Source organism: Kineococcus sp. NBC_00420 (assembly GCF_036021035.1).
Lineage (GTDB): Bacteria > Actinomycetota > Actinomycetes > Actinomycetales > Kineococcaceae > Kineococcus.
Window position 1 is genome coordinate 3,128,261 of the sequence record NZ_CP107930.1, and the last position, 23,123, is coordinate 3,151,383.

At 74.2% G+C, this 23,123-nt stretch carries 28 protein-coding genes and 1 pseudogene; 16 read left to right on the forward strand and 13 right to left on the reverse strand.

Annotated elements, in window-relative coordinates:
- Positions 1–49: 49 nt before the first annotated feature.
- Positions 50–1,018, reverse strand: a complete 969-nt coding sequence (locus tag OG218_RS15440; protein WP_328294117.1) for an NAD(P)/FAD-dependent oxidoreductase — start codon at positions 1,016–1,018, stop codon at positions 50–52.
- 61 nt (positions 1,019–1,079) lie between these two features.
- On the opposite strand from OG218_RS15440, the gene OG218_RS15445 reads away from it, so the two are divergent.
- Positions 1,080–1,667, forward strand: a complete 588-nt coding sequence (locus OG218_RS15445; protein WP_328294118.1) for a helix-turn-helix domain-containing protein — start codon at positions 1,080–1,082, stop codon at positions 1,665–1,667.
- Here OG218_RS15445 and OG218_RS15450 read toward each other — a convergent pair.
- Positions 1,654–2,241: a GNAT family N-acetyltransferase gene (locus OG218_RS15450; RefSeq protein ID WP_328294119.1), complete on the reverse strand. Its 588-nt coding sequence runs from the start codon at positions 2,239–2,241 to the stop codon at positions 1,654–1,656. The two genes, OG218_RS15445 and OG218_RS15450, sit on opposite strands and share 14 nt — an antisense overlap.
- 126 nt (positions 2,242–2,367) lie before the next feature.
- On the opposite strand from OG218_RS15450, the gene OG218_RS15455 reads away from it, so the two are divergent.
- The gene (locus tag OG218_RS15455) at positions 2,368–3,189 is read left to right on the forward strand and encodes a hypothetical protein (protein WP_328294120.1); all 822 of its coding nucleotides are present in this window, start codon (positions 2,368–2,370) and stop codon (positions 3,187–3,189) included.
- Between the two features lie 12 nt (positions 3,190–3,201).
- On the opposite strand, the gene OG218_RS15460 is transcribed toward OG218_RS15455, so the two are convergent.
- From OG218_RS15460 to OG218_RS15475, 4 genes are all read right to left on the reverse strand, one after another.
- The gene (locus OG218_RS15460; RefSeq protein WP_328294121.1) at positions 3,202–3,957 is read right to left on the reverse strand and encodes a GAF and ANTAR domain-containing protein; all 756 of its coding nucleotides are present in this window, start codon (positions 3,955–3,957) and stop codon (positions 3,202–3,204) included.
- Positions 3,958–4,019: 62 nt separating this feature from the next.
- Positions 4,020–4,730 carry a GAF and ANTAR domain-containing protein gene (locus tag OG218_RS15465; RefSeq protein WP_328294122.1) on the reverse strand — a complete coding sequence of 237 codons (711 nt, stop codon included), beginning with the start codon at positions 4,728–4,730 and terminating at the stop codon, positions 4,020–4,022.
- 227 nt (positions 4,731–4,957) lie between these two features.
- Positions 4,958–6,916 (reverse strand): cytochrome c oxidase assembly protein, encoded by a 1,959-nt coding sequence (locus OG218_RS15470; protein ID WP_328294123.1) that lies wholly within the window; start codon positions 6,914–6,916, stop codon positions 4,958–4,960.
- Positions 6,917–6,970: 54 nt separating this feature from the next.
- Positions 6,971–7,558, reverse strand: coding sequence for a hypothetical protein (locus OG218_RS15475; protein ID WP_328294124.1), 588 nt, complete (start codon positions 7,556–7,558; stop codon positions 6,971–6,973).
- A gap of 279 nt (positions 7,559–7,837) precedes the next feature.
- Here OG218_RS15475 and rpmG point away from each other — a divergent pair, with 279 nt between their 5' ends.
- The 8 genes from rpmG (at position 7,838) to OG218_RS15515 (ending at position 11,933) form a co-directional block, all read left to right on the forward strand.
- Entirely contained in the window at positions 7,838–8,005 is a 168-nt protein-coding gene (gene rpmG, locus OG218_RS15480; protein WP_328294125.1) for a 50S ribosomal protein L33, read from the forward strand.
- Positions 8,006–8,056: 51 nt separating this feature from the next.
- Positions 8,057–8,179 carry a ribosomal protein bL36 gene (locus OG218_RS15485; protein WP_328294126.1) on the forward strand — a complete coding sequence of 41 codons (123 nt, stop codon included), beginning with the start codon at positions 8,057–8,059 and terminating at the stop codon, positions 8,177–8,179.
- 30 nt (positions 8,180–8,209) lie between these two features.
- Positions 8,210–8,680, forward strand: coding sequence for a GNAT family N-acetyltransferase (locus OG218_RS15490; protein ID WP_328294127.1), 471 nt, complete (start codon positions 8,210–8,212; stop codon positions 8,678–8,680).
- A gap of 81 nt (positions 8,681–8,761) precedes the next feature.
- Positions 8,762–9,271 (forward strand): hypothetical protein, encoded by a 510-nt coding sequence (locus tag OG218_RS15495; RefSeq protein ID WP_328294128.1) that lies wholly within the window; start codon positions 8,762–8,764, stop codon positions 9,269–9,271.
- An 81-nt stretch (positions 9,272–9,352) separates the two neighbouring features.
- Positions 9,353–9,823 (forward strand): rhodanese-like domain-containing protein, encoded by a 471-nt coding sequence (locus tag OG218_RS15500; protein WP_328294129.1) that lies wholly within the window; start codon positions 9,353–9,355, stop codon positions 9,821–9,823.
- Between the two features lie 9 nt (positions 9,824–9,832).
- Positions 9,833–10,612 (forward strand): SDR family NAD(P)-dependent oxidoreductase, encoded by a 780-nt coding sequence (locus tag OG218_RS15505; protein WP_328294130.1) that lies wholly within the window; start codon positions 9,833–9,835, stop codon positions 10,610–10,612.
- Positions 10,609–11,229 carry a molybdopterin-dependent oxidoreductase gene (locus tag OG218_RS15510; RefSeq protein ID WP_328294131.1) on the forward strand — a complete coding sequence of 207 codons (621 nt, stop codon included), beginning with the start codon at positions 10,609–10,611 and terminating at the stop codon, positions 11,227–11,229. Before OG218_RS15505 ends, OG218_RS15510 begins: the two co-directional genes overlap by 4 nt.
- Entirely contained in the window at positions 11,226–11,933 is a 708-nt protein-coding gene (locus OG218_RS15515; protein ID WP_328294132.1) for an FAD-binding oxidoreductase, read from the forward strand. The genes OG218_RS15510 and OG218_RS15515 overlap by 4 nt, the downstream gene beginning before the upstream one ends.
- A 20-nt stretch (positions 11,934–11,953) precedes the next feature.
- On the opposite strand, the gene OG218_RS15520 is transcribed toward OG218_RS15515, so the two are convergent.
- Entirely contained in the window at positions 11,954–13,609 is a 1,656-nt protein-coding gene (locus OG218_RS15520) for a PP2C family protein-serine/threonine phosphatase (RefSeq protein ID WP_328294133.1), read from the reverse strand.
- 109 nt (positions 13,610–13,718) lie between these two features.
- Here OG218_RS15520 and OG218_RS15525 point away from each other — a divergent pair, with 109 nt between their 5' ends.
- Positions 13,719–14,675, forward strand: coding sequence for an ATP-binding protein (locus tag OG218_RS15525; RefSeq protein WP_328294134.1), 957 nt, complete (start codon positions 13,719–13,721; stop codon positions 14,673–14,675).
- A gap of 17 nt (positions 14,676–14,692) precedes the next feature.
- On the opposite strand, the gene OG218_RS15530 is transcribed toward OG218_RS15525, so the two are convergent.
- Positions 14,693–15,325: an FMN-dependent NADH-azoreductase gene (locus tag OG218_RS15530; protein WP_328294135.1), complete on the reverse strand. Its 633-nt coding sequence runs from the start codon at positions 15,323–15,325 to the stop codon at positions 14,693–14,695.
- 96 nt (positions 15,326–15,421) lie between these two features.
- Entirely contained in the window at positions 15,422–16,168 is a 747-nt protein-coding gene (locus OG218_RS15535) for an SDR family oxidoreductase (RefSeq protein ID WP_328294136.1), read from the reverse strand.
- A gap of 102 nt (positions 16,169–16,270) precedes the next feature.
- Between OG218_RS15535 and OG218_RS15540 the strand changes: the two genes are divergently transcribed.
- The gene (locus OG218_RS15540; protein WP_328294137.1) at positions 16,271–17,068 is read left to right on the forward strand and encodes a helix-turn-helix domain-containing protein; all 798 of its coding nucleotides are present in this window, start codon (positions 16,271–16,273) and stop codon (positions 17,066–17,068) included.
- An 88-nt stretch (positions 17,069–17,156) separates the two neighbouring features.
- Positions 17,157–17,339 (forward strand): hypothetical protein, encoded by a 183-nt coding sequence (locus OG218_RS15545; RefSeq protein WP_328294138.1) that lies wholly within the window; start codon positions 17,157–17,159, stop codon positions 17,337–17,339.
- Between the two features lie 27 nt (positions 17,340–17,366).
- Here OG218_RS15545 and OG218_RS15550 read toward each other — a convergent pair whose 3' ends face one another.
- The 3 genes from OG218_RS15550 to OG218_RS15560 are packed head-to-tail and all read right to left on the reverse strand — an operon-like array spanning position 17,367 to position 20,004.
- Positions 17,367–18,275, reverse strand: coding sequence for a metal ABC transporter permease (locus OG218_RS15550; protein WP_328294139.1), 909 nt, complete (start codon positions 18,273–18,275; stop codon positions 17,367–17,369).
- Positions 18,272–19,093, reverse strand: coding sequence for a metal ABC transporter ATP-binding protein (locus OG218_RS15555; protein WP_328294140.1), 822 nt, complete (start codon positions 19,091–19,093; stop codon positions 18,272–18,274). Before OG218_RS15555 ends, OG218_RS15550 begins: the two co-directional genes overlap by 4 nt.
- A complete protein-coding gene (locus tag OG218_RS15560; RefSeq protein WP_328294141.1) occupies positions 19,090–20,004 on the reverse strand; it encodes a metal ABC transporter solute-binding protein, Zn/Mn family in 915 nt (304 codons plus the stop codon). The genes OG218_RS15555 and OG218_RS15560 overlap by 4 nt, the downstream gene beginning before the upstream one ends.
- 54 nt (positions 20,005–20,058) lie before the next feature.
- On the opposite strand from OG218_RS15560, the pseudogene OG218_RS15565 reads away from it, so the two are divergent.
- From OG218_RS15565 to OG218_RS15575, 3 genes and pseudogenes are all read left to right on the forward strand, one after another.
- Positions 20,059–20,229, forward strand: a pseudogene (locus OG218_RS15565) (amino acid permease); the annotation flags it as partial.
- Positions 20,230–20,294: 65 nt separating this feature from the next.
- Positions 20,295–20,495: a hypothetical protein gene (locus OG218_RS15570; RefSeq protein ID WP_328294143.1), complete on the forward strand. Its 201-nt coding sequence runs from the start codon at positions 20,295–20,297 to the stop codon at positions 20,493–20,495.
- 43 nt (positions 20,496–20,538) lie between these two features.
- Positions 20,539–20,838, forward strand: coding sequence for a hypothetical protein (locus OG218_RS15575; RefSeq protein WP_328294144.1), 300 nt, complete (start codon positions 20,539–20,541; stop codon positions 20,836–20,838).
- On the opposite strand, the gene OG218_RS15580 is transcribed toward OG218_RS15575, so the two are convergent.
- Positions 20,823–23,120 (reverse strand): hypothetical protein, encoded by a 2,298-nt coding sequence (locus OG218_RS15580; protein ID WP_328294145.1) that lies wholly within the window; start codon positions 23,118–23,120, stop codon positions 20,823–20,825. The two genes, OG218_RS15575 and OG218_RS15580, sit on opposite strands and share 16 nt — an antisense overlap.
- Positions 23,121–23,123 lie beyond the last annotated feature (3 nt).

Below are 23,123 nucleotides of genomic sequence, written 5' to 3' on the forward strand. Positions count from 1 at the left end.
CCCCCTCCGCCCGGACCCGGTCCTCCGACCGTAACGCGTCGACGCCGGGTCAGGAGGTGGTTCGGAAGCGGGCGACCGCGGCGGCGGTCTCCTCGGCGATCAGCCCCGCGTTCACGGCGGCCCCCGCCACCAGTCCGGCCCCCGCGGCCGTGACGACCTGGGCCATCGGATCGGTGACGTTGCCCGCCAGGTGCAGACCGGGGATCGACGTCGCGCCCCCCGGGCCGGAGGGGTAGTGCTCCCCGATCTCGACGTCGCCCACCACGACGGGTTCCCGGGCCAGGCCGAGGGCGTCGAGGACGGGGGAGTCGACCCGGACCGGGGCGGCGACCACGAGGACCCGGCGCGGCACGACCGTCCCGTCCGCGAGGCGGACCCCGGAGATCGCGTCGTCGGTGCTGACGACCTCGACGACCTCGCCCTCGACGATCCGCACCCCGCGGGCCAGGAGTTCCTCACGACGCTCCGCGGGGAGCTCGGGAGCGGTGTGCTGGAAGAACACGACGTCGTCGCTCCACTGCCGGAACAACCACGCCCCGTGGCTGGAGAGGGCGTTGGTGGCGACGACCCCGAGGGCCTGGTCGGCGACCTCGAACCCGTGGCAGTAGGGGCAGTGCACCACGTCGCGACCCCACCGCTCCCGCAACCCCGGCACGGGTGGGAGCTCGTCGGACAGACCCGAGGCGACGACGAGCCGGGCGGCGTCGACGCCGCCCGCGGTGGTCTCCACCCGGAAGCGCCCGTCCCGCCGGCTCGCCCCGGTGGCGCGGGCCGCGAGGAACTCCCCGCCGTAGCGCCGGACCTCCTCCCGGCCCAGGCGTTGCAGTTCCAGGGGGCCGATCCCGTCCCGGGTCAGGAAGTTGTGCACGCCGTGGGCCGGGGCGTTGCGGGGTTCGCCGGCGTCGACGAGGAGGACGCGGCGGCGGGCGCGGCCGAGGGCGGTGGCGGCGCTCAGACCGGCGGCCCCACCGCCGACCACGACGACGTCGTAGGAGTTCCGGGTCACGCTCTGGGTCATGGGGCCAGCGTCGGCTCGGGCCGGGGGGAACTCCAGCGGTGTTGCCGGAACGGCAACTCGCGTGTTCTCGTGGGGTGTGGACGTCCGGGAGCTCATCGACGGGGTCGGGCCCCGGTTGCGCCGGCTGCGCACCGACCGGGACGAGACCCTGGCGGCGGTGAGCGCGGCGACGGGGATCTCGGTCAGCACGTTGTCCCGGCTGGAGTCCGGGGGGCGCAGGGCCACGCTGGAACTCCTGCTGCCGTTGGCCGGCCACCACGACGTCACCCTCGACGAACTCGTCCGGCCCGCCCGGAAGGCGAGCAGGAAGGCGGTCGTGCGGCAGGGGGTGACGTACCTGCCGCTGTCCACCGCGCCCGGCGGGTTGCGCGCCTACAAGGTCGTCCTCGACCCCGGGGCGGGCGAGGAGAGCGAGGAGCAGGGGGTGCACGAGGGGTACGAGTGGGTCTACGTGATGTCCGGCCGGTTGCGGATGCGGCTGGGCAGCGACGACTTCGAGATCACCTCGGGGGAGGCGGCGGAGTTCGACACCCGCCTGCCGCACCGCATCAGCAACCCCGGAACCCGCCCGACCGAGGTCCTCGCCGTGTTCGGGGTGCAGGGCGAGCGGATGCACGTCCGGGCCAAGCCGAAGGTCAGGTCGCGGTGAGTTCGCGCAGCACGATCCGGCTCAGCGCCCGGTCGGCGTAGAGCAGGCGGACGGCGTCGCGGTCGGGGTTCCCCGCGTCCGGTCCGGTCCACACCAGGTCCAGCCCCGCGCGCTCGGCGGCGGCCCTCGACTTCCCGTTGTGCTCCAGCAGGTAGGCCGTGACGGCCATGTCGGGTCGGACCCGGTGCGCCGCAGCGACGGCCGCGCGGATGACCTCCTGGGCGAAACCCCGGCCCCAGACGTCGCGGGCCAGTCGGTACCCGAGGTTCCAGGCCAGCCCGAGCCGGAGGTCGCACCCGCCGGTACCGACGAGACGGCCCTCGGCGTCGCGGGCGACCCAGCTGCCCAACCCGATGACCTCCCAGCTCTGCCCGACGTGCTCGAGGAGTTCCGCGGTCGTGCCCGGGTGGGTGTGCCGGCGGCTGGGGAAGTGCTCCCACACGGCCGGGTCGGAGCACAACCGGAACACGTCCTCGACGTCGTCCGCGGTGGGCCGGCTCAGCGTCAACCGGTCGGTGCGCACCCGTTCCAGGTTCTCCGGGGTCTCGGGGGCCGCGCGAGGGTCGAGGGTCACGTCGGACAGCGTCGCAGGTGGCGCAGGTGGCGCAGGTGGCGCAGGTGGCGCAGGTGGGCACGCAACCGCCGGAAGCTCCTGCGCGTCCGAGAGGTTGTCCGGAACAGGACACAGGAGAGGAAGACCATGAACTCCGCAACGACCGCCCGACGCCCCGCGATCGTGGTGGTGGGTGGGGCGGCCCTCGCCCTGCTCGCCGCCTGCTCGACGGGGAGTGGCGCGGCCACCAGCAGCACCAGCACCAGCAGCACCGCTGCGGCGTCGCCGACCGCCACGGCCCCGACGTCCACGGCCCCGACGCCCATGACGATGACCCCGATGAGCCCCGAGACCCCGGTGGACGCACCCCCGGCCGCATCCTCGGGCGTCCCCGCGGGTGCCGGGACGGCGACGACGGTCGACCTCGACGGTGACGGCGCCCCCGACACCCTCTGGTTGGCCCAGGTCGACGGGAAGCGTGAACTCGGGGTGGTGACGACCTCGCACGGCGCGACGTCGGTGGAGTTCACCAGCGCCGCACCGCAGTCCGCCACCGCCTCGGCCGCCGTGCTCGCCTCGGGCGCACCGGTGGTGTTCCTCGACACCGGGCGGTCGGTGCAGTTGTACGACTACCGCGTCGAGGGTTCCGCGCTCGTCCCGGTGAACGGGGTCACGGGTGGGCAGTACTCGTTCAGCCTCGGGTTCACCGACTACGGGACCGGGTTGACCTGCGAGCAGCAGGCCGACGGGTTGCACCTGTTCGGGGAGAACGCCACGTCGGGAACCGGTGGCACCTGGACGGTGGAACGCACGGAGGTCACCGTGAGCGCCGAGCACTCGATCGCCGAGAACGGGGCGAAGACCACGGTCGCCACCGGTCTGGTGCAGGACGACCCGCGGGTCCAGGCCGCCCACGGCACCACCTGCGGCGACGTCACGGCCGCGCAGGTGGCGTCGGAACCGGTGTGACCGGGTTCCCCCTCAGGACGACTCGGAGTGCGGCGCTCCCACGATCGGGAGCGCCGCCCCGGTGGCGTCCAGGTGCAGTTCCCCCGCGACGACCGCATCGGCCAGCACCGTCAGCGGTACCCCGGTGCGGCGGGCCCGGTGACGCAACCGGACGAAGGCGTCCGCGACGCCGATCCCCGCCCGCGCGGCGAGGACGCCCTTGGCCTGCTCGATGACGATCCGGCTCTGCAACGTGTTCTGCAGCTGTTCCGACAGCAGCGTCCGCTCGCGCAGCGAGCGCTCGTTGATCAGCCCGATCGTGGCGACGTCGGCCAGCGCCTGGCCGAGGGCGACGGCGGTGTCGGCCAACGGTTCCCCGGCGTCGGAGAAGAGGTTCAGCGCACCGATCACGCGTCCGCGCAACCGCAGCGGCAGGGACGTCGCGCGCACGACACCGGTCTCGGCGGCGGCCGCGGCGAACGTCGGCCAGCGCACCGCGGCAGTGGCCATGTCGAGGTTGACGATGGGGTCGCCGGTGGCGAAGGTCGCGACGCAGGGACCTTCGTGGGTCTCCAGTTCGAGCAGTTCCAGGTCGTGGGTGGTGCGCGACGTGCTGGCCACCACCTGCAGCCGCCCGCTCTCGTCGGAGAGCACGATCCCCGAGGAACTCACCGCCAGCAGCTCCACGCACCGGTCGGTGAGGAGGTGCAGGAAGTCGACCACGTCGAAGTCGTCGACCAGGGTGCTCGCCAGTTCGACGAAGACCTCCGAGATGCGCTGTCCGGTCACGTCGTCGTCTTCCACAGGTCGTCCCCCTGACTGCTCGTCCCAGTGTCCTCCCGTTCCGGGAGTCACGTCGGTCTCCCGAAGTACAGCCGCCCCGCGACGACGTCGTGGGCCACCTCGTCGACCGTGCGCTGGTCGGTCCACGCCCGGGCCCGGAGCAGCACCAGCGCCTCGACGATCCCGACCCCCGCGGTCACGCTCACCATGCCCGTCGCCTGGTGCACCACGGCCCGGTCGTGGGCCAGGGGCATCGTCCACGGGCCGAGCTGGGGGAACGCACCGACCGGCGCGTCCCCGTCCTGCTCGGCGAGTCCCGGGCGCCTCGCGATCGGCTGCCGGGCCTGCAGGTGCAGCAGCACGGCGGTCGCCGTCGCGGTGAAGGCCAGGGCCTCGGCGACGTCGTCGTCCGCCAACGGCCCGGTGCGGTCGCGGTAGAGGTCGAGGGCCCCGATCCGGATCGCGCCCACCCGCAGCGGGAACGCGAAGACGGCCTCGGCGCCCAGTGCGAGGGCCTCGGCGCTGAACACGGGCCACCGGGCACCGCCCACCAGCGCGTCGGCACTGGCCAGCTCCGGCACCAGCACCGGACGACCGGTGCGGGAGGCCTCGACGCAGGGCCCTTCGCCCAGGGTGAACTGCAGGTCGTCCAGCGCCACCGCCACCCCGTCGGAGGCCGCCACCAGGCCGGCGGGGTAGTCGGTGCCGGTCATGAGGGTCAGGCCGACCCCGGTCACCGGCAGGGCCCGCGAGCACAGGTCGACGAGCACGGACGGCATGTCCGCGAGCCTCGCCCCGTCACGACCCAGCTCCAGGAGGATCGCGCGGACGCGGTCGGCGGCCGTCACCGGCGGGTCGGGCCGCGCCGTGCGCTGTTCGTCCTCGTGCTTCCCACGGTGTCACCCCGCTGTCGGTCTCGTGCGAGCCGTCGGACCGGGATGCCGAGGAGGATCGTCGGACCCCATCTGACCACGCGACGCCCCGGCGACGGTAGGTGCCCCTCCGCTCACTCGTCGCGACGGGCCAGTTCGGCCAGGTGGGCGTTGTACGCGGCGAGGTCGACGTCGCCGTCCCGGTCACCCTTGCGGTCGGTGCGTCGCGCCTCCCGCTCGTCCGAACGGGCCCACGCGATGGCCAGCCCGACCGCGAGCACGGCCGTGGGGATGTCGCCCGCACCCCACGCGACCCCGCCGCCGGTGTGCTGGTCCGCCAGCAGGGCCGCGTCGTCGGTGTTCCCGAGCGCGTGCCACCAGGCCGGGGCGAGCACCTCCGAACCCGACATCAGGGCCACCCCGAAGAACGCGTGGAACGAGAGCGTGACGAGCAGCAGCACCAGCCGCAACGGGTACGGCGGGCGGTGCGGGCCCGGGTCGCGGCCGATGAGGACCCAGCAGAACAGGTACCCCGTCAGCAGGAAGTGCGCCGTCATCACCATGTGCCCGGTGTGGGTGAGCAGGGCCTGCTGGAACAACCCGGTGTAGTAGAACGCGTAGAGGCTCCCGGCGAACAGCACCCCGGCGACGACCGGGTTCCCGAGCAGGCGCAGCAGGGGCGACCTGGTGAGGACGAGGGCCCACTCCCGCAGACCGCGGGAACCGTCACGGCGCGCCGTCGCGGCCCGCAACGTCAACGTCACCGGTGCCCCGAGGACGAGCAACGGCGGGACGACCATCGTCAGTCCCATGTGCTGGGCCATGTGCGCGGAGAAGGTGAGCTTCCCGTACAGCGCGGGCGCGCCGCTGGTCAGGTACACGAGCAGCGCGCACCCCAGCACCCAGGAGATCGTGGACCCCACCGGCCAGCGGTCGCCGCGTCGGCGCAACCGCACGACCCCCGCGAGGTAGAAGCCCGCCAGGCAGGCCGCGACGAGGGCCCAGAACAGGCTCAGGTGCCACTCGGTGAACAACCGGACCGGGGAGAACGCCGGCGGAGCCGGGAAACCCAGCAGGGCCTCGAGCTGCGCACCGGGACCGGTCGCGGTCTGCGGGACGGGCGGTGCGCTGCGGGACAGGGCCACCGATGCGCCGAACGTCACCGCCATCAGCACCACCTCCGTCGCCGCCAGCCGGGCGAAGGCGCGCGAGCCGTCGCCCAGGCGGGGCAGGACCCGGGCCCGCTGGCGCCACCCCGCGATCCCCAGCAGCACCAGGGCGACCGACTTCACGACGACGAGGAGTCCGTAGCGGGTCGCGATCGCGTCCCAGCTGCCGACCCGCAACCACGCGTTCACGACCCCGGAGGCGGCGACGACCACGAAGCACGCACCCGCCAGGGCGGAGAACCGTCCGGCGACGGTCCGCAGGTGCTCCCCGAGGCCGCGGTGCACCAGGAGCAGCGCGGCCAACCCGCCCGCCCAGACGCACACCCCGAGCAGGTGCAGGACGAGACCGTCGACGGCGAGGGAGTGGTCGTTGGTCCCCGACGCGTGGCCCGCGAGGCCGAGCGGCAGCAGGGCCGCGAGGGAGAGCGCGGCGAGGATCCCGACGGTGGTGAGGCTGCGGGCCAGCCAGCACCCGATCGCGAGGAGGACCACCGCGAGCGCCGAGACGGCCAGCGAGCGCCCGAGGTCGAGCTCGGTGAGGAAGAACCAGAACTGGGCGCCGAACCCGGGGCTGCCCAGGGGGATCCCGGCCACGTCGGCGTAGGTGAGCACGAGGGTCGCGACGGCCGCCGCGCACCACGTCGTCGCGGCGATCGCGGCGTGGCGCAGGGCCGTCGTGCGGACCGTCCGGGCCGGGCCGGTGACGTCCTTGCCGCCGGGCAGCGCGGTCGCGGTGAGGACGAGCAACCCGATCGTGAGGGCGGCCGCGAGGTCGTGCACGGTGCGGGCCAGGGGGAGGGCGTAGCGGACGAGCGGTCCGGGGTCGAGCAGGTCGGTCGCGGCGAGCGAGCCGGTCAGGGTGAGGCCGCCGAGGACGGCGAGGAGGGCAGCGGGAACGGACAGGACGAGCAATCTTCGGGGCACGGGGTCTCCGGTGGGGTGGTCGCGGCGCGGGCAGGCGCGGACCACCGGGAGTTCTCAGGTGGCCGCGCGTACCCGGGCCGGCGGACCCCGCCGGACGGGGACGGCGACGTCGACGATCCGGGGCCGCGTCGGCAGCGGTTCCGGGGGCCGCGGCAGCCGGGGGGCCACGGGGAGGTTCAGCCGGGCCACGACGGGCAGGACGGGGTTCAGTCGGTCCGCGAGCGCCCACAGGACCTGTTCGCCGCGGGCCAGCAGCAGGCCGGTGACCAGCGTCGCCAGGACGTGCGCGATGAGCATCCCCGAGGTCGGGTCGTGGTGCACCGCAGTCGAACAGGCGTCGATGCTCTGGTGGTGACCGGTGCCCGACGTCGAGCAGTGCGCGTCCGTGGCGAGCACCGCGAAACCCTGGTGCAGCAGGAACTGGCCGGCGCCCAGGACACCGAGGACGAGCGGGGTGGAGAGGCGTCGCCGGGTCAGCAGGACCGCGACGCAGGCCGTCGGGACGGTGAGGGCGGACAACGCCCACAGCGACGGCAGCATCCCGCCCGCGGCGGCGTGCGCGCTCGCGGCGAGGACGACGGTGACCGCGGTCAGCGCGAGCGCACGGGCCGGCCGCCACGCGCCACGAGCCGGGGAGTCCACGGTGGCAGGGTAGGTGGAGCGGTCGGGGACGTGGGACCCGGACGGGCGGGACGGTGCTCGCGCGGGTGCGGGAGGACGACGACGTCGAGGCCGTCGAGACCCCCGGTCGACGCCGCCTGCCGCTGACCCTCGTCTCGTGATCCCGCCGGGAATCCCTGCACGATCGCGGCTGCTTGTCGGGAATGGTTGTCGGTAGTGGTGACGTTCCAGGGAGCGTGGGAAACCGCTGCGGCACCGAGTCCGCGGCGGTGCAGTCCGAGCACGAGGGGAGCGCCTCCGATGGCGAAGTCCGCCGACGTCCGTCCGGTGATCGAGCTGAGGTCGACCGCGGGGACCGGGTTCACCTACGTGACCCGCAAGAACCGCCGCAACGACCCCGACCGGATGGTCGTGCGCAAGTACGACCCCGTCCTGCGCGAGCACGTCGACTTCCGCGAGGAACGCTGACGAACGGGGAAGACCCGAGGGTGTCGGAATCGAATCGATGAGGAGTCGCTCGTGAAGGTCATCAGGTCGCTCAGGTCGTTGAAGCAGAAGGACGGGTCCATCGTCGTGCGCCGGCACGGCCGGGTGTTCGTCCTCAACAAGCGGAACCCGCACTGGAAGGCCCGCCAGGGCTGACGTCGGGTGAGCGTGCCCCACCATGTCCGCATGGGTGCTGGAGAGCTGCAGGTCCGCGCCGAGTCCCCGGGCGGACCGGTGGGGCACGCGGTGCGGGCGCGGTTCTGGGCCGAGGCCGCGGCGGTCACGGGGCTCGCGCTGGGTGACGGCCCACCGGCGAGCGACCTCGTCGACCTCGTCGCGCCGTCCGGGGCGTTCGTCGTCGCCGTGCGCGACGGCGAACCCCTCGGCTGCGTCGGCGTGCGGGAACTGACGGGCGGGGAGGTCGAGGTGAAGCGCCTCTTCGTCGTCCCCGCTGCCCGCGGGCTCGGAGTGGGACGCCGGCTGCTGGGCTGGTGCGCGGACTGGGCCCGCGAGCGCGGGGCGGGCCGGCTGGTGCTGGACACCCACGGTGCGCTGACGGCGGCGCGGGCGCTCTACCTCTCGGTCGGGTTCGTCGAGGTCGAGCGGTACAACGACAACCCGCACGCCCAGCACTGGTACGCCCTGACCCTCGCCTGACCCCCGTTCTTCAGGATCGCCTCGCACCGGTCGACAGGTCCACCAGGACCGCACGACCCGCACGACCCCGAGGAGCGCCCGTTGATCGACCACGCCGTCCTGACCGGCCCGGGCACCCGTCGCCACGTCCCCCGCCTCCTCGCCCTGGGGTCGATCGCCGTCGTCGCGGTCGGGTTGACCACGCAGGTGCTCCTGGCGGCCACGGACCGCGCGACGCCGCCCGCCCCGGAGGAACCGCGGGCGGCCTTCGCCGTGCTCGACGCCCCGCAGGCGAGCCGCGACGTCGTGGCCTTCGAGAAGCTGCGCTACAGCGTCGACCCGGCGACGACCCGCTACCTCGGGGTGGGACCGCTCGGCACCTACTACCTCGGCGTGAGCCTCACCGGGGACGCGTGCCTGATCACCACCGCGGTGGTCGACGGCAGCCTGGCCGCCGACGCGGGCTGCGCCTCGCTCACCTCCGGCACGCGGGGGGTCGTGCTCGAGGCCAGGGGCCCCGGACCCGAGGAGGTCGCGCTCGTGGCCGACGGGTACGACGTGCCCTCGGGGTGGCACGCCGTCAGCGAGAACTTCGTCGTCCGCGACGCCTGACCGGGGATCCCCCGGCCGCGAGCCCCCGACGCCGTGGATCGTCCCTGTGCCCGGGGTCGAGAGCGACCTAGCGTCGCAGCCATGGACCTCACCACCACCCCCCTCACCACCGCGACCCTCGACCCCGCCCTCGCCGTCGCCGAACTCGAACGGCGCCTCGCGCTGGGCACCGACCCCTCCGACGTGCACGCTGCCGTGGAGTCCGGAGCCAGCGGTCTCGTCGTCGTCGACAGCCGCTCGGAGCAGGCCTGGGCCCAGGGGCACGTTCCCGGCGCGCTGCACCTGCCCACCGCCCTCATCGCCCCGCGGGCAACGGATCTGGTCCCGACGGGCACGGTCGTCGTCACCTACTGCTGGGGTCCCGGCTGCAACGGCGCGACCCGGGCCGCGCTGGCGTTCGCGCGGCTGGGGTTCGCCGTCCGGGAGATGTGGGGCGGGATCGAGTACTGGACCCGCGAGGGCTTCGGGGTCGAGGTCGACGGGGTCGTCACCGCCGGCGTCCCCGATCCGCTCACCGCGCCGCTCGGGCGGGGTGCGGCCTGCGGGTGCTAGGAAGTCCCCGTGCGCATCGATCTCACGGGGAAGTCGGCGTTGGTCACCGGGTCGAGCCAGGGCATCGGCCTGGCGATCGCCACCGGACTGGCCGGCTGCGGGGCCTCCGTCGTCCTCACCGGCCGCAACCCCGAGCGCCTCGAGGCCGCGGCGGCCGGGATCGACGGCGAGGTCCGCTGGGTGGCCGGTGACATCACCACCGACGTCGGCCACGCCGCGCTCGTCGAGGCCGTACCGGCGGTGGACGTCCTGGTCAACAACCTCGGCGTCTTCGGCTCGGCCGACCCGCTGCAGATCGACGACGACGAGTGGCGACGCTACTTCGAGACCAACGTCCTCACGGGTGTCCGCCTGACCCGGCACCACCTGCCCGGGATGATCGCGAACGGTTGGGGTCGTGTCCTGTACGTCTCGAGCGACTCCGCCGTCGCCGTCCCGGCTGAGATGATCCACTACGGGATGACGAAGACCGCTCTCCTCGCGGTGCACCGCGGTTTCGCCAAGGCCGCCGCGGGCACGGGGGTGACCGTGAACAGCGTCCTCGCCGGCCCCACCCACACCGGCGGCGTCGAGGACTTCGTCCGTGAGCTCGTCCCCGGGGACCTGCCGTGGGAGGAGGCGCAACGGCGGTTCATGACGGAGTTCCGGCCCCAGTCGCTGCTGCAGCGGCTCATCGAACCCGAGGAGATCGCGAACATGGTCTGCTACCTGGCCTCACCGCTCGCCTCCGCCACGACGGGGGCGGCCCTCCGGGTCGACGGCGGCTACGTCGACGCGATCCTGCCGTGAACCCCGACGACGGGTTCGAGGTTCCCCGCGTCACCCGGGGTTTCACCGGCCGGCCCCGCGAACGCGCGGAACTCCTGCCGCCCGGCCAGTACCGGACCGACGACTTCCCGGTCCTCTCGGCCGGGCCGACGCCGCGCCTCGACCCCGAGGACTGGCGGTTCACCCTCACCGAGGAGTCCGGCAGTTCCCACCACTGGGACTGGAACGGGCTGCGCCGCCTGCCGCGCGAGACGGTCCGGACCGACCTGCACTGCGTCACCCGGTGGTCGAAGTTCGGCACGGACTGGACGGGGTACTCCCTCGACGCGTTCTTCGCGAACGTCACCACGTCCGCGCGGTTCGCGTTCGTGACCAGCTACGGCGGGTACACCACGAACCTCCCCGTCGCCGACCTGCTCGGGGGGCGCGCCTGGATCGTCACCGGGTACGGCGGGAAACCCCTGGAACCCGTCCACGGCGGCCCGGCACGACTCCTCGTCCCGCACCTGTACCTGTGGAAGTCCGCGAAGTGGGTCCGTTCGATCACGTTGTCGGACACCGAGGACCTGGGTTTCTGGGAACGCGTCGGCTACCACGCCTACGGCGACCCGTGGCGCGAGCAGCGGTACTCGCTGTGAACGGCTGGCGTCCCGCGCGGGTCCTCGCGGTCCGCCCGGAGAGTGCGAGCGCGCGGGCCCTCGTGCTGCAGGTCCCGTCCTGGCCGGGGCACCTCGCCGGTCAGCACCTCGACGTGCGGCTCACGGCGCCGGACGGGCACCAGGCGGTCCGGTCGTACTCGATCGCGTCGGCGGCGCGGCGCCCCGGGCCGGCCGAGGTCGAGATCGGCGTGGAACTGGCGGTCGACGGGGAGGTCTCCTCGTTCCTCACCGGCGAGGTGCGCGCCGGTGACGTCCTCGAGGTCACCGGGCCGCTGGGGGGCTGGTTCGTCTGGCGTCCCGGCGACCCCGCCCCGGTGCAGCTCATCGGCGGGGGTTCCGGTGTCGTCCCGCTGGTCTCGGTCGTGCGCACGCACGCCGGGGTCCCTGACGCCCCGGAACTCCGGATGCTGGCCTCGGTGCGTTCACCGGCCGTCGCGATGTACGCCGCGGAACTCGCCGCGTTCGACGTCGTGTGGACCCGGGAGGTCCCGCCCGGGTCGACGCGTCCACCGGGGCGCCTCGACGCGGAACTCCTGGCCGCCACCACCGTCCCCGCCGCGTCGTCGCCGACGTGTCTGGTGTGCGGGCCGACGCCGTTCGTCGAGCACGTCGCGGAACTCCTCGTGGAACTCGGCCACGACGAGGCGCGGATCCGCACCGAACGGTTCGGCTCCGCCCGCTGAACGGCGGCGGACGCGCCGGGTCACCCCCCGGGGGTCCCGCCCCCGGCTGCGACGGGCAGGACGGGCACCGGGAGCGCGGCGGGGTCCCGTCCCCCGACGACCTCGCGCAGGACGTGGACGAGGGTGTGGTCGTCGCGCCGGCCCGGGTTCCGGGCGTGGCGCAGGGCGTCCGCGGCCACCGCGTCGATGAGCCGGGCCGGGTCCTGGCGCGGGGTCCGCCCGATCGCCGCCAGCAGGCCGTCCAGACCGAACTCCACGCCGTCGGGCGAGCGGCTCTCCAGGACCCCGTCGGTGAAGGTCAGGAGGCTGTCGCCCGTCCCGAACGGGTGCTCCACCTCCTCCCACACCTCCCCGGCGACGATCGAGGACAGCAGGGGTCCGGTGGGGGGCAGTTCCTCGAAGCGCACCCCGGTGCCCGCCTCGTCCCCGGCGGGGAGCAGCAGCGCCGGGGGGTGCCCGGCGTTGGCGTGGACCAGGGTGCCGGTCCCGGTGTCGACGACGCACACGAAGACCGTGGCGAACAGCTCCGCCGGGACGTCGCGCAGCTCGGCGCAGACGGCGGTCAGCGCCGCGCCCGGGTGGGCGTGGGTGCGCAGGGCGGTGGCCAGGGAGTGCTTGAGGCGCAGCGCGAAGACGGCGCTGTAGGGGCCGTGGCCCGCGACGTCGCCGACGACGACGCCCAGGCGCCCCGTCGCGACCTGGACGGTGTCGTACCAGTCGCCGGCCAGGACGCCCTCGGCCGCGTCGAGGCGGGCCGTGATCCGCACGCCCTCCACCCGGCCGGGGGAGGGCAGCAGCGCCTGCCGCACGGCCCGCACCGCGCGGTCCTCCTGGTCGAGGGCGCCGAGGGCCTGCCGGGTCCGGTCCAGGTCGGCGAGGAGGCGGTCGCGCATGGCGGCCACGTCACCGGCCAGCTCCCGCACCTCCGACGCGCCCTCCGCCCGCAGCTGCGCCGACAGGTCACCGTCGGCGACCCGGCGGGTGGCCTCCGCCAGGCGCCGCAGGGGCTGCGTCACCTGGCGCACCGTGACGAGGGAGCCGAGGCCCAGCAGCAGGGCGAGCGCGGCCAGCCCGCCCGCGGTGCTCACGACCAGGCGGGTCTGCAGCCGGTGGGTCTCGCGCTGGCTCGCCTCCTGGAGCCCCTCCAGCTGGGCGTCCAGCGTCTCGCCGGCGCTGCGGACGTCGTCGAACAGGGTCTTGCCGAGCATGGTCGTGCCGATGCTGCTGGGGCCGGTGCGTTCGCCTCTCCCCACCGCCGCGATCTGCTCCCGGGCGTAGGCGTCCCACTCGGCGTGGGCCTGCTCCAGGACCTCCAGCTGCGCCGCGTCACCGCCGACCGCCCGCAGACCCTCGCGCAGCTCGCGCCGCACCCCGGGCAGCTGCCGCTGGGCCAGCTCGTAGGGGGCGAGGAGCTCCACCTCACCGGTGAGGAGGTAGCCGCGCAGGCCGGTCTCCTGCTCGACGTACTGCCGCTGCAGGTCGGAGGTCGCCTGCCGGGCCCGCGTCTCCCGGGTGAGCTGCTGCTGCGCGGTGCCGAGCTGCTGGGCGGTGACGACGACGAGACCGCCCCCCAGGACGAGGACGAGGAGGGCCAGCAGGCTCGCCCCGCTGAGACGTCGTGTGAGGGAGACCCGGCCCGCGCTCTCGCGCGCGGACCACCACGGTGCGACCCCCATGCCAGCACTGAAGCACAGGATCGTCCCGGGAGGGTGACGGTCGTGGTCACTGCTCGATCTGGTGTGCTGACGCAGGGTAGTTTTCGTCGAGACGGGAAGGCGGGGATCGGTGGACGAGGACGCACGGGTCGAGCTCCCGGCGGAGGCCGGCAGCGCCGGTCGGGCCCGCCGGCACCTCCGGCGCACCCTGACCGGCCCGTCCACCGTCGGCGTCCCCGAGGCCGTCGCCGCCGACGCCGAGGTGTGCCTGAGCGAACTGGTGACCAACGCGCTGCTGCACGCGGGCACGGGCGTCTCCGTCCGGGTCCGGCTCACCCCCTCCGTCCTGCGCCTGGAGGTCGGCGACGGGTCGCCGGTCGTCCCGCAGTGGGTGCCCCGCAGCCTCACCGCCTCCACCGGCCGCGGGCTCCCGCTCATCACCGCGCTCAGCACCGCGCGCGGCGGCGAGGTCCACCCCGACGGCCGGGGGAAGACGGTCTGGTGCGAGCTGCTCCTCACCGGCGCCGACCACGGCGAGGTGGGGCTGGAGGTCGACCTCGCCCTGCAGGACGAGATCGACGCCCTGCTCGCGGCGGACTGGGAGTCGTTGCCCGACCCCGACCCCGTCCTCAGCGCCCCGGGCGGCCTCCGGCTGCTGCGCTACCCGCTGCGCCGTGGGGTGCGCCTGCGCGAGCACCGCGAGGCGGTGCTGCGCGAGCTGCGACTCCTCAGCCTCACCCACGCCATCACCGACCCCGGCACCGCCGCCCGCGCCGACGCGGTCGGCGACCAGCTCGCCGAGCAGTACGCGGGGCACCTGCGCCCGGCGCAGGCCCGGGTCCTGCAGGCCCTGGCCGCGGGCGAGGACAGCGCCGACCTCGACTACCCCCGCCTGCCCGACCACCCGGGGATCCTCGAGCGCTGGCGGCGCAACGAGCAGGAGCTCGACCGCCTCATCGCCGCCACCGGCGTCGCGGTGCTGGCGGCCCCGGCGGAGCTGCGGGAACTCGCGGACTGGATGCTGGTGGAGTTCGAGCGCCAGGTCACCGGCGGGGAACCCCGGCCCTGGCCCGGCCCCCTCGACTGACGATCCCGCCGTCGGGCCTACAGCGTCCGCGCCAGCTCCTGCGCCGCGGCCGTCGCGGCCTCCAGCTCGGCGACGCTGCGGTCCTTGAGCCCGGCGAGGTCGGGCAGCCGATCGGCCAGCGTCGCGCTGGTCTGGACGACGTGCACGGTCATCCCCAGGGAGTTGCCGAGGATGATCTGCAGGACCGGGACGCCGTGGTCCCAGTCCTCGGTGGGGCTGCCCGCGTCGTAGGTCCCGCCGCGGCTGCTGACCACGACGGCGTGACGCCCGGCGAGCGGCTGCGAGCCCTCGCCGGCCAGGGCGCCGGGGACGTGCATGTGGTCCAGCCACACCTTCAACGTCGAGGGCACCGTGTAGTTGTAGAGCGGCGCCCCGACGACCACGACGTCCGCGGCGAGGATCTCGGCCTGCAGCGTCGCGGTGAGCGCGTCCTGCTCGGCGGGGACGTCGGCGGTGGGGAGGCGGTCCGCGGCCGGCCAGTGCTGCTCGTTGGTCGCGAAGTGCGGCAGCTGGTCGCGGTGCAGGTCGCGGTGGGTGACGGTGTGCCCGGCGCCCCGTGCCGTCCACGCGTCGGCGAACGCCGCCGTGATGGCCCGCGATCGCGACGTCGCGAGGTCGGCGGAGGAGTCGAGGTGCAACAGGTGCGGCATGGACGGGAGGCTACTCAGTGGCGTGGCCCCCTTCCCGGCCGACCCGATCGACGATCTCGTCGGTGAACCCCGCGAGATCACCGATCGGGGGAGGAGTCATCCCTGGGCGGTGGGGAGGACGACGAGTTCCGCGACGTTCACCCGGGCCGGGAGGGCGCTGGCCCAGGCGATCGCGTCGGCGATGTCGCCGGCGGGGATGGAGTCGAGGTTCTCGCGGAACTGCGCGAGACCCGCGCGACCGTCCGGGTCGAGCATCCCCGACCCGAGGTCGGAACTCGTCAGGCCGGGTTCGATCGTGCGGACCCGCACGCCCCGCGGGCCGAGTTCCAGGCGCAGACCGCGGGACAGCGCGGCCACGGCCGCCTTGGTGGCGGAGTACACCGCGTAGGTCGGGAAGTAGCTCGACGCCGCGACCGACCCGACGAGCACCAGGTCCGCTCGGCCCGGGGTCGCGAGCAGGTCGCTGACGAACGCTCGGGCGGTGTCGATGAGACCCGTGACGTTGGTGTCCAGCATGGCGGTCCACTCGCCGCGGTCGGCGGTGGCGAAGGGGGCGGCGAGCATGAGACCCGCGTTGGCGACGACGAGGTCGGGAGCGCCGAGCGCGGAACGGACCTGGTCGGCGACGGCGGCGAGGTGCTCAGGGCCCGCGGTGACGTCGGCGACGACCGCGAGGCCACCGATCTCGGCGGCCACCCGGTCGAGTTCGTCCTTGCGTCGGCCGAGCACCGCGAGCCGGGCGCCGTCGGCGGCGAGGCGGCGGGCGGTCGCCTCGCCGATCCCGCCGGAGGCTCCGGTGACGACGGCGACGCGACCGGCGAGGGGTTGTGCGTGAGGTGTCATGGTCCGAGGTTCGGGCTGTGGGGGAGGGCGTTCCAGACCGTGTCGAGAGGGGTAGTCGCAGGGGCACCCCACGACACGGGGTCGCGGCCTACCGTTGCCGGCGTGAGCGAGAACCTGCTCGGGGACTTCCTGCGGGCCCGGCGCGAACTGGTGCGACCGGGCGAGGTCGGGCTGCCGGAGAACTCCCGGCGTCGCGTGCCGGGGTTGCGCCGCGAGGAGGTCGCGATGCTCGCGGGGGTCAGCGCGGAGTACTACGTCCGCCTCGAACGGGGACGCGACCGGCACCCCTCGGCCCAGGTGCTGCACGCGCTCGCGGGAGTTCTCGCCCTCGACGACGAGTCGCGCGACTACCTCGCCTCGCTCGCCGGGGCGCCACCGCTGACACGCCCCGCCGGGCCGGAGACGGTCAGCGCGACCATCCGAGGTTTCGTCGAGAGCGCCCCCGCGCCGGCGTTCGTGCTGGGGAGGTTCATGGACGTCCTGGCCGCCAACGGTGCCGCCCGTCGGCTGCACGGGGACATGCCGGGCAACGTCCTGCGGCACATGTTCCTCGACCCGGATGCGCGGGAGCTCTACCCCGACTGGGCCGACGTCGCGGCCGAGAGCGTCGGGTCGTTGCGCGGGGCCGTCGTCCAGCACCTCGACGACCCGCGGCTGGCCCGGCTGGTGGGGGAGCTGTCGCTCAAGAGCGCCGAGTTCGCGACGCTGTGGGCCCAGCACGGGGTCCGCTCGAAGGCGGCCGGGACGAAGCGGATCGCGGTGCGGGACCGCGGGATCGTCACCGTCGGCTGGGAGGCGTTGCAGGTCGCGAGTGCGCCCGGCCAGGTCATCGTGACCTACCACGCGGAACCCGGCAGCCGCTCGGAACGGGTGCTGCTGGAACTCGCCGAACGGTCCTGATCCCCCGCTCGGGTGTCCGACCTCCGTCGCCCCACGAGGCTCCCTCCGGCCGTCCCGAACGGGGCGGATCGTGCCGGAGGATGGGGCCGTGCCCCGACGCCCCCGCCCCGGTCGACGCCCCGCGACCGGCTCGGTCGTCCTCTGCGCCGTGGTGGCGCTGCTCTGCTGGGCCGGAGCCGTGCTCGAGGGCGGTGTCCTGCCCTGGGTCCTGGCGTTCACCGCCGCCACGGTCGCCGTCGTCGCGGCGTTCTCGGGTCGTCGCCGCGTCTGACCTCAGACGAAGCCGCCGCGTCCGACCTCAGACGATCTCGGCGACGACCGGACGCGGAGGTTCCGGCCGGTCGGCCGGGCGGCGCAGCCGCGCGACCAGCCGGCACACGAGGTAGATGACGAACGACACCGTCGTCACGTAGGGGCTGATCGGGATCGACGACCCGACGGCCAGCAGCAGACCGCCGACCATGGCGACGAGCGCGAACACCGTGGACAGCACCGGTACCACGAACGGGGACGCGCTCACCCGCATTGCCGCGGCGGCCGGCGTCACCAGCAGCGCCAGGACCAGCAGGGCACCGACGATCTGCACGCTCATCGCCACGGACAGGCCGAGGACCAGCATGAAGACCGGGGACAGCGCCCGCACCGGGACTCCCCGCGCCGCCGCCACGTCCGGGTCGAGGCTGGCGAAGAGCAGCGGACGCCACAGCAGCGCGAGGGCCACCACGACGACCGCGGCGATGACCGCGAGCGAGAACAGCTGCGGGTTGTCGACGGCGACGATCTGGCCCGTCAGCAGGCCGAACTTGTTCGCGGCCCGCCCCTGGTAGAGGGCCAGGAACAGCACCCCGAGCCCGAGGCCGAAGGGCATGAGGACCCCGATGGCGGAGTTGTGCTCCCGTGCCCGGGCCCCCAGGACCCCGAACAGGACGGCCGCGAGCACCGACCCCACGAGCGAGCCCGCGACGACGTTCACGCCGAGCAGCAGCGCGGCGGCCCCGCCGGCGAAGCTCAGTTCCGCGATGCCGTGCACGGCGAACGGCAGGTCGCGCGCGACGATGAACATCCCGATCAGCCCGCCGACCAGACCGAGCAGCGCGCCCGCCCACAACGAGTTGTGGACCAGGGCCAGCAGCTCCCCGTAGTCGGAGAAGTCGATGACCTTGTCCCAGGCGATGGCGCTGGCGGTGCTGCTGACGGCGGTGCTCACGATGCTTCCTGGTGGTCGTGCGAGTGCGGGTGCTCGCTGGGGGCGGCGCCGCCGGCGACGAGGAGCCGGCCGTTGGAGCGCAGCACCTCCACGGGGGAGCCGTAGAGCTCGGAGAGCGTCGCCGAGGTCATGACCTGCTCCGGCGTCCCGATCCGGAACCGGCCGTTGGCCAGGTAGAGCACCCGGTCGGCGTAGGGCAGGACGGGGTTCACGTCGTGGGTGACGAAGAGGACGGCCGCGCCGGTGCGGGTGCGGCACTCGTCGACCAGCGCGCTGACGGCGCCGGCGTGGTGCAGGTCGAGGGAGAGCAGCGGTTCGTCGGCGAGCAGCAGGGCCGGTTCGCCGACGATGCTCTGCGCGACCCGCAGCCGCTGCTGCTCCCCACCGGAGAGCCGGCCGACGGGGGAGTCGGCGTAGCCGGTCGCGCCGACGGCCTCGAGGACCCGGTCGACCCGGGCGTTCGCGCGGCGGGAGGGGAGCAGGGGCCCCCAGCGGTGGCCGTCGAGGCCGAGGCGGACGAAGTCGCGGGCGCGCAGCGGGGTGCTCGGGTCGAGTCCCTTCTGCTGCGGGACGTAGCCGATGCGGCGGTCGCCGCGCCGGACGGGCCGGCCGGCGACCTCGACGGTCCCGGCCGCGAGCGCCTGCTGACCGAGGACGACCTTCAGCAGGCTCGACTTCCCGGCGCCGTTGGCGCCGAGGACGGCGACGAACTCGCCGGGGGCGATCTCCAGGTCCAGCCCCGACCACAGCCGGCGCGAGCCGTACTGCAGGGACGCGCCCGCGAGCCGCAGCGCAGGGACACCGGCGCGCTCCGTCACTGCGTCAGGGCCGTCGCGATCGCGTCGACGTTCGCGGTCATCCACGTCGTGTAGTCCTTGCCCTCGGGGAGCGTCTCGGTGACCGGCACCACAGCGATGCCGTTGTCCTTCGCAGCCTTCAGGACCTGCTCGGTCTGCGGGCCGGTGGTCTGCTCGTTGTAGACCAGCGCCCGCACCTGGTGCTGCGTGAACAGGGACAGTGTCTCCTGCAGCACGTCGACCGGGACGTCGGTCTCCTCCTCGATGGCCTCGGAGAACTCCACGGGCGTGACGTTCTTCGCGCCGAGCGCCTCCAGCAGGTAGCCGGGGACGGGTTCGGTGATCGCGACGGGCCGGCCGTCCGTGGTCGCCTTGTCGGCCTGGATCTTCTGCTCGAGGGTGTCGAGGCCGCCCTCGAAGGTCTTCAGGTTGGTCGTGAAGGTGCTCGCGTCGTCCGGGGCGGCCTTGGCGAACTCGGCCTCCAGGGCCTGCGCGACCTTGCGCACGGTCTCGACGTCGTACCAGACGTGCTCGTTGAGCTCCCCGCCCGCGGGGGCGGTCCGGCCCGAGATGTCGACGGCGTTCAGGACGACGGCCTTGGTGTCGGCGGCCTTGAGCATGGTGTCGACGAAGTCGTCGTAGCCGCCGCCGTTCTCGATCACGACGTCGGCCTTGGACAGCTCCAGCTGGGTGCGGGTGTTGGCCTCGTAGCTGTGCGGGTCGGCGCTGGGGTCGTCGATGATCGAGGTGACGGTGCCCTCGTCGCCCAGGATCGACTCGGCGATGGAGCCGTAGACGTTGGTGGAGGCGACGACGCTCAGGCCGGTGTCGTCGCTCGCGGCGGAGGTGCTCTTGCTACCACCGCAGGCGGCGAGGGCGAGCGATGCGGTGAGGGTGGCGGCGAGGACGAGGGACGAGCGGCGCGAGGGCATCCGACAGCTTCCTGACGATGGGAACGGTTCGCAGTAACTGTAGAGGATGAGTCGGCCGGGATCTACGCGCTGGTGGGGACCCTGACCGCGGCCTCCTACGCCGAGCTCGTCACGAAGTACCCGAAGGCCGGCGGTTCCGCGGTCTTCACCCAGCGCGCCTTCGGCCGGCCCGTCGTGTCGTTCCTGGTGGGCTTCTCGATGCTCGCGGCCGGTGTCACCAGCTCGAAACCCTCGCCGCCACGGTCGTCCTGCTGCTGATCGTCTTCACCTCGACCAACCTCGCCGTCCTGGTGCTGCGCAAGGACGAGCCGGGGCACCGGCACTTCCGCACCCCGACCGTCCTGCCCGTCCTGGGCATCGTGTCCTGCGTCGTGCTGCTCACCCGGCAGGAGGCGGGGGTGTGGCTGCGCGCGGGCCTGCTGCTCGTCGTCGGGGTCGTCCTGCACCTGGTGACCCGGCGCTCCTCCCGCCCGACGACCGTCGAGGTGTGACGTCCGTGGAGTTGCAGGACCTCCGCGCGGGTACGGTGCGCGGGTGAGGCACTGGGGCGGTTCCGGGGACTACGTCGAGGGTGAACGGGTGTTCGCCCCGCCCGCGGGGAGCTTCGACCCCGACTGGGTCGCGGGCCTGGTCCTGGACCGGCTGGGGGCCGCCGCGGCCGTGTCCCGTCCCGCCCTCGCCGTCGCGGCGCAGGCCGACTGGACCCGCCGCGCGACGGGCGGCGACGAGGACGCCCGGGTGCGGGCCCTGACGGCGGACGGGCTCCCCGAGCCCACCGCCCTCGCCCTGGTCCGCGCCGCGGAGGACTTCGTCACCGCCTACGGCGTCGAGTGAGCGCGCTCCGGTCCTAGGGGCCCGGCCGGCTCGCCCGGGTCGTCCGCCAGCACCCGGGTGCAGCAGGCGATGATCAGCGGGACGGCCAGCATCGCGCCCACCGCGGGGACCGCGGCGCCGGAGTCGTTCACCGCGAACCCGATGACCAGCAGGACCAGCAGGCAGGTCAGGCCGGGCTTGAGGACCGGGTGGCGGTCGTAGGCGCGCTGCAGGACCGAGACGCCCAGCACCTTCGGCCGGACCAGGACGAAGGCGATGAACACCGCCGCGAGGGCCAGGACGAGGCTCAGCAGCCAGTTGGAGTACAGGATCCGCAGGTTCTGCGCGCCCTTGCGCTCCACCACCTGCCACGCGCCGCCGTCGACGAGGGTCTGGACGAAGCGGCCCAGGTGGGTCTGGTCGTCGGTGGGTCGCAGCCAGTCCGCGATCGAGATCCCCGCGAGGACGACGACGGTCGCCCCCAGGATGACCACGACGCGCTGCCAGGTGATCCGCACCCCGGCGACGACGAGGGCGAGGAAGCCGAACGCGGGCAGGATCGCCGGCGGGCCCCCGAAGTCGCTGCCGAGGACGCCGTCCACGAACGTCGTGAGCAGCCCCAGCACCGCCACGGCCACGACCGCCCAGCGACGGCGACCGGTGCGGACGAGGAAGTCGGCGAGGGCGACGGTGAACAGCAGCGACCCCGTCGCGAACAACGCGAACTGCTGGTTCCCCAGGCCGTAGAAGCGGCCCGCGACGACGGGCTGCAGGCCGTTGAGGCTGGAGGTGATGAGCCGCGAACCGGTCGCGCAGTCGACCGCGAGCACCCCCGCCGTCACCAGCCCGACGACGCCGAGCGGCCCGAGGGCGTGCCGGCGCCACGGCCCGAGCAGCGCCACCGCCGTGATCACCGCGACGTAGAGGGCGACGGCCCCGCTGACTGCGAGCAGGTGGCTGCCGGTGGAGTCCCCGGCGCGCCACCACGGGATCGTGTTGGCCAGGAACGTCGAGGCGCAGACCGCGCCGAACACCACGGTGAGGACCCGCAGCCAGGCGAGCACCCGGCGCCGGCCCCGGTGCCCGCCCCAGGCCTTGCGCAGGGCGAGCGTGGCGACGGCGTACAGGACGATCTGGGCGGCCCCCCAGACGGTGAAGAACGGTCCGACGAGCGGCTGCACGGCCTGCGCGGCCTGGTCGAGGTCGCGCACCTTCTCCTCGCGGTCGGCCACCGACCTCTGCGCGTCGGTGCTGGTGACCGGGGCGCCGACGAGCCCGGGCGTGCCGTGGTCGCTGCCCAGGGCCAGCGAGAGGACGGTCGGGGTGAGGTCGGTGGTCTGCACGATCGCGGTCTGGCGGGTCGAGCGGGAGCCGAGCAGGCCCTCGTAGGTCCCCGACCCGGGCTGCGGGCCCGTCGCGGCGCCGAACTGCAGGTGCGCGGTCCGGCCCGCGTCGCCGAGGGAGACGGCGAGGACGGTCGTGGCGTCGGCGCCGGTGGAGGCGGCGACCGCCTGCTGGACCGCGGCCACGACGTCGTCGACGGCCTTCACCTGGTCGGCGCGGGACAGGGCGGGGGCGCTCTCCCGGGCGGGCAGGTCGGCGGCGTCGCGGACCGTGCCGGCGTCGACCACGACGACCTGGGTTCCGTCCTCGAGGGCGCTCTGGACGTAGCCCGCCACGACCTCCGGCTGGGCGCCTGAGGGGGCGTACTTGCCGGCGGTGAGGGTCCCGTCGCTGACCGCAGCCCCGTTGGACGTGACGTAGTTCGCGATCGTCCCGTCCTCCTGCGCGAGCGCGACCCCGGCGCCCGGACCGATCGCGAGGGTCCGCGTCCCGGCGTCCGCGAGCGCCTGCCCGAGCGTCCCGGGGACGGCGCTGAAGGTGCCGGCGTCGGCGGTGCGGCGGTAGTCGGCGAAGTCGGGCTGCACCGTCGTGGTGCCCGTCGCGGTGGGCTCGGCGACGGGCTCGCACGCGGCGCTCGCGTGCTGCTGCGACGTCCCGTCGAAGCCGGTCGCGCGCCGCCCGGCCGAGAGCCCGAGCCAGCCGTCGACGGGGCAGGCGGCGGTGAAGACGCTGCGCACGGCGACGGTCCCGATCGCGCCGGAGCTCATCGAGGCCAGCGCGGGCGTGGCGCTCGTGGAGACGTCGGACCAGCGGACCCCGGAGAACCCGACCACGACCAGCGGCGCACGCTCCTCGGCGGCCTGCGCCGGCAGCGCGCCGACGACCAGCCCGGCCAGGATCACCAGGACCCCGATCAGGGCGGTGGCGGCGGGTGGTCGGCGGACGATCAGGGACGGCACCGT

What these genes read in the sequence shown, in the direction of transcription:
- OG218_RS15530 (WP_328294135.1), bottom strand. Translation starts at nt 15,325, where the DNA reads ATGCCGCACCTGTTGCACCTCGACTCCTCCGCCGACCTCGCGACGTCG.
- OG218_RS15490 (WP_328294127.1), top strand. Translation starts at nt 8,210, where the DNA reads ATGGGTGCTGGAGAGCTGCAGGTCCGCGCCGAGTCCCCGGGCGGACCG.
- OG218_RS15465 (WP_328294122.1), bottom strand. Translation starts at nt 4,730, where the DNA reads ATGCCGTCCGTGCTCGTCGACCTGTGCTCGCGGGCCCTGCCGGTGACC.
- OG218_RS15560 (WP_328294141.1), bottom strand. Translation starts at nt 20,004, where the DNA reads ATGCCCTCGCGCCGCTCGTCCCTCGTCCTCGCCGCCACCCTCACCGCA.
- rpmG (WP_328294125.1), top strand. Translation starts at nt 7,838, where the DNA reads ATGGCGAAGTCCGCCGACGTCCGTCCGGTGATCGAGCTGAGGTCGACC.
- OG218_RS15520 (WP_328294133.1), bottom strand. Translation starts at nt 13,609, where the DNA reads ATGGGGGTCGCACCGTGGTGGTCCGCGCGCGAGAGCGCGGGCCGGGTC.
- OG218_RS15440 (WP_328294117.1), bottom strand. Translation starts at nt 1,018, where the DNA reads ATGACCCAGAGCGTGACCCGGAACTCCTACGACGTCGTCGTGGTCGGC.
- OG218_RS15535 (WP_328294136.1), bottom strand. Translation starts at nt 16,168, where the DNA reads ATGACACCTCACGCACAACCCCTCGCCGGTCGCGTCGCCGTCGTCACC.
- OG218_RS15500 (WP_328294129.1), top strand. Translation starts at nt 9,353, where the DNA reads ATGGACCTCACCACCACCCCCCTCACCACCGCGACCCTCGACCCCGCC.
- OG218_RS15455 (WP_328294120.1), top strand. Translation starts at nt 2,368, where the DNA reads ATGAACTCCGCAACGACCGCCCGACGCCCCGCGATCGTGGTGGTGGGT.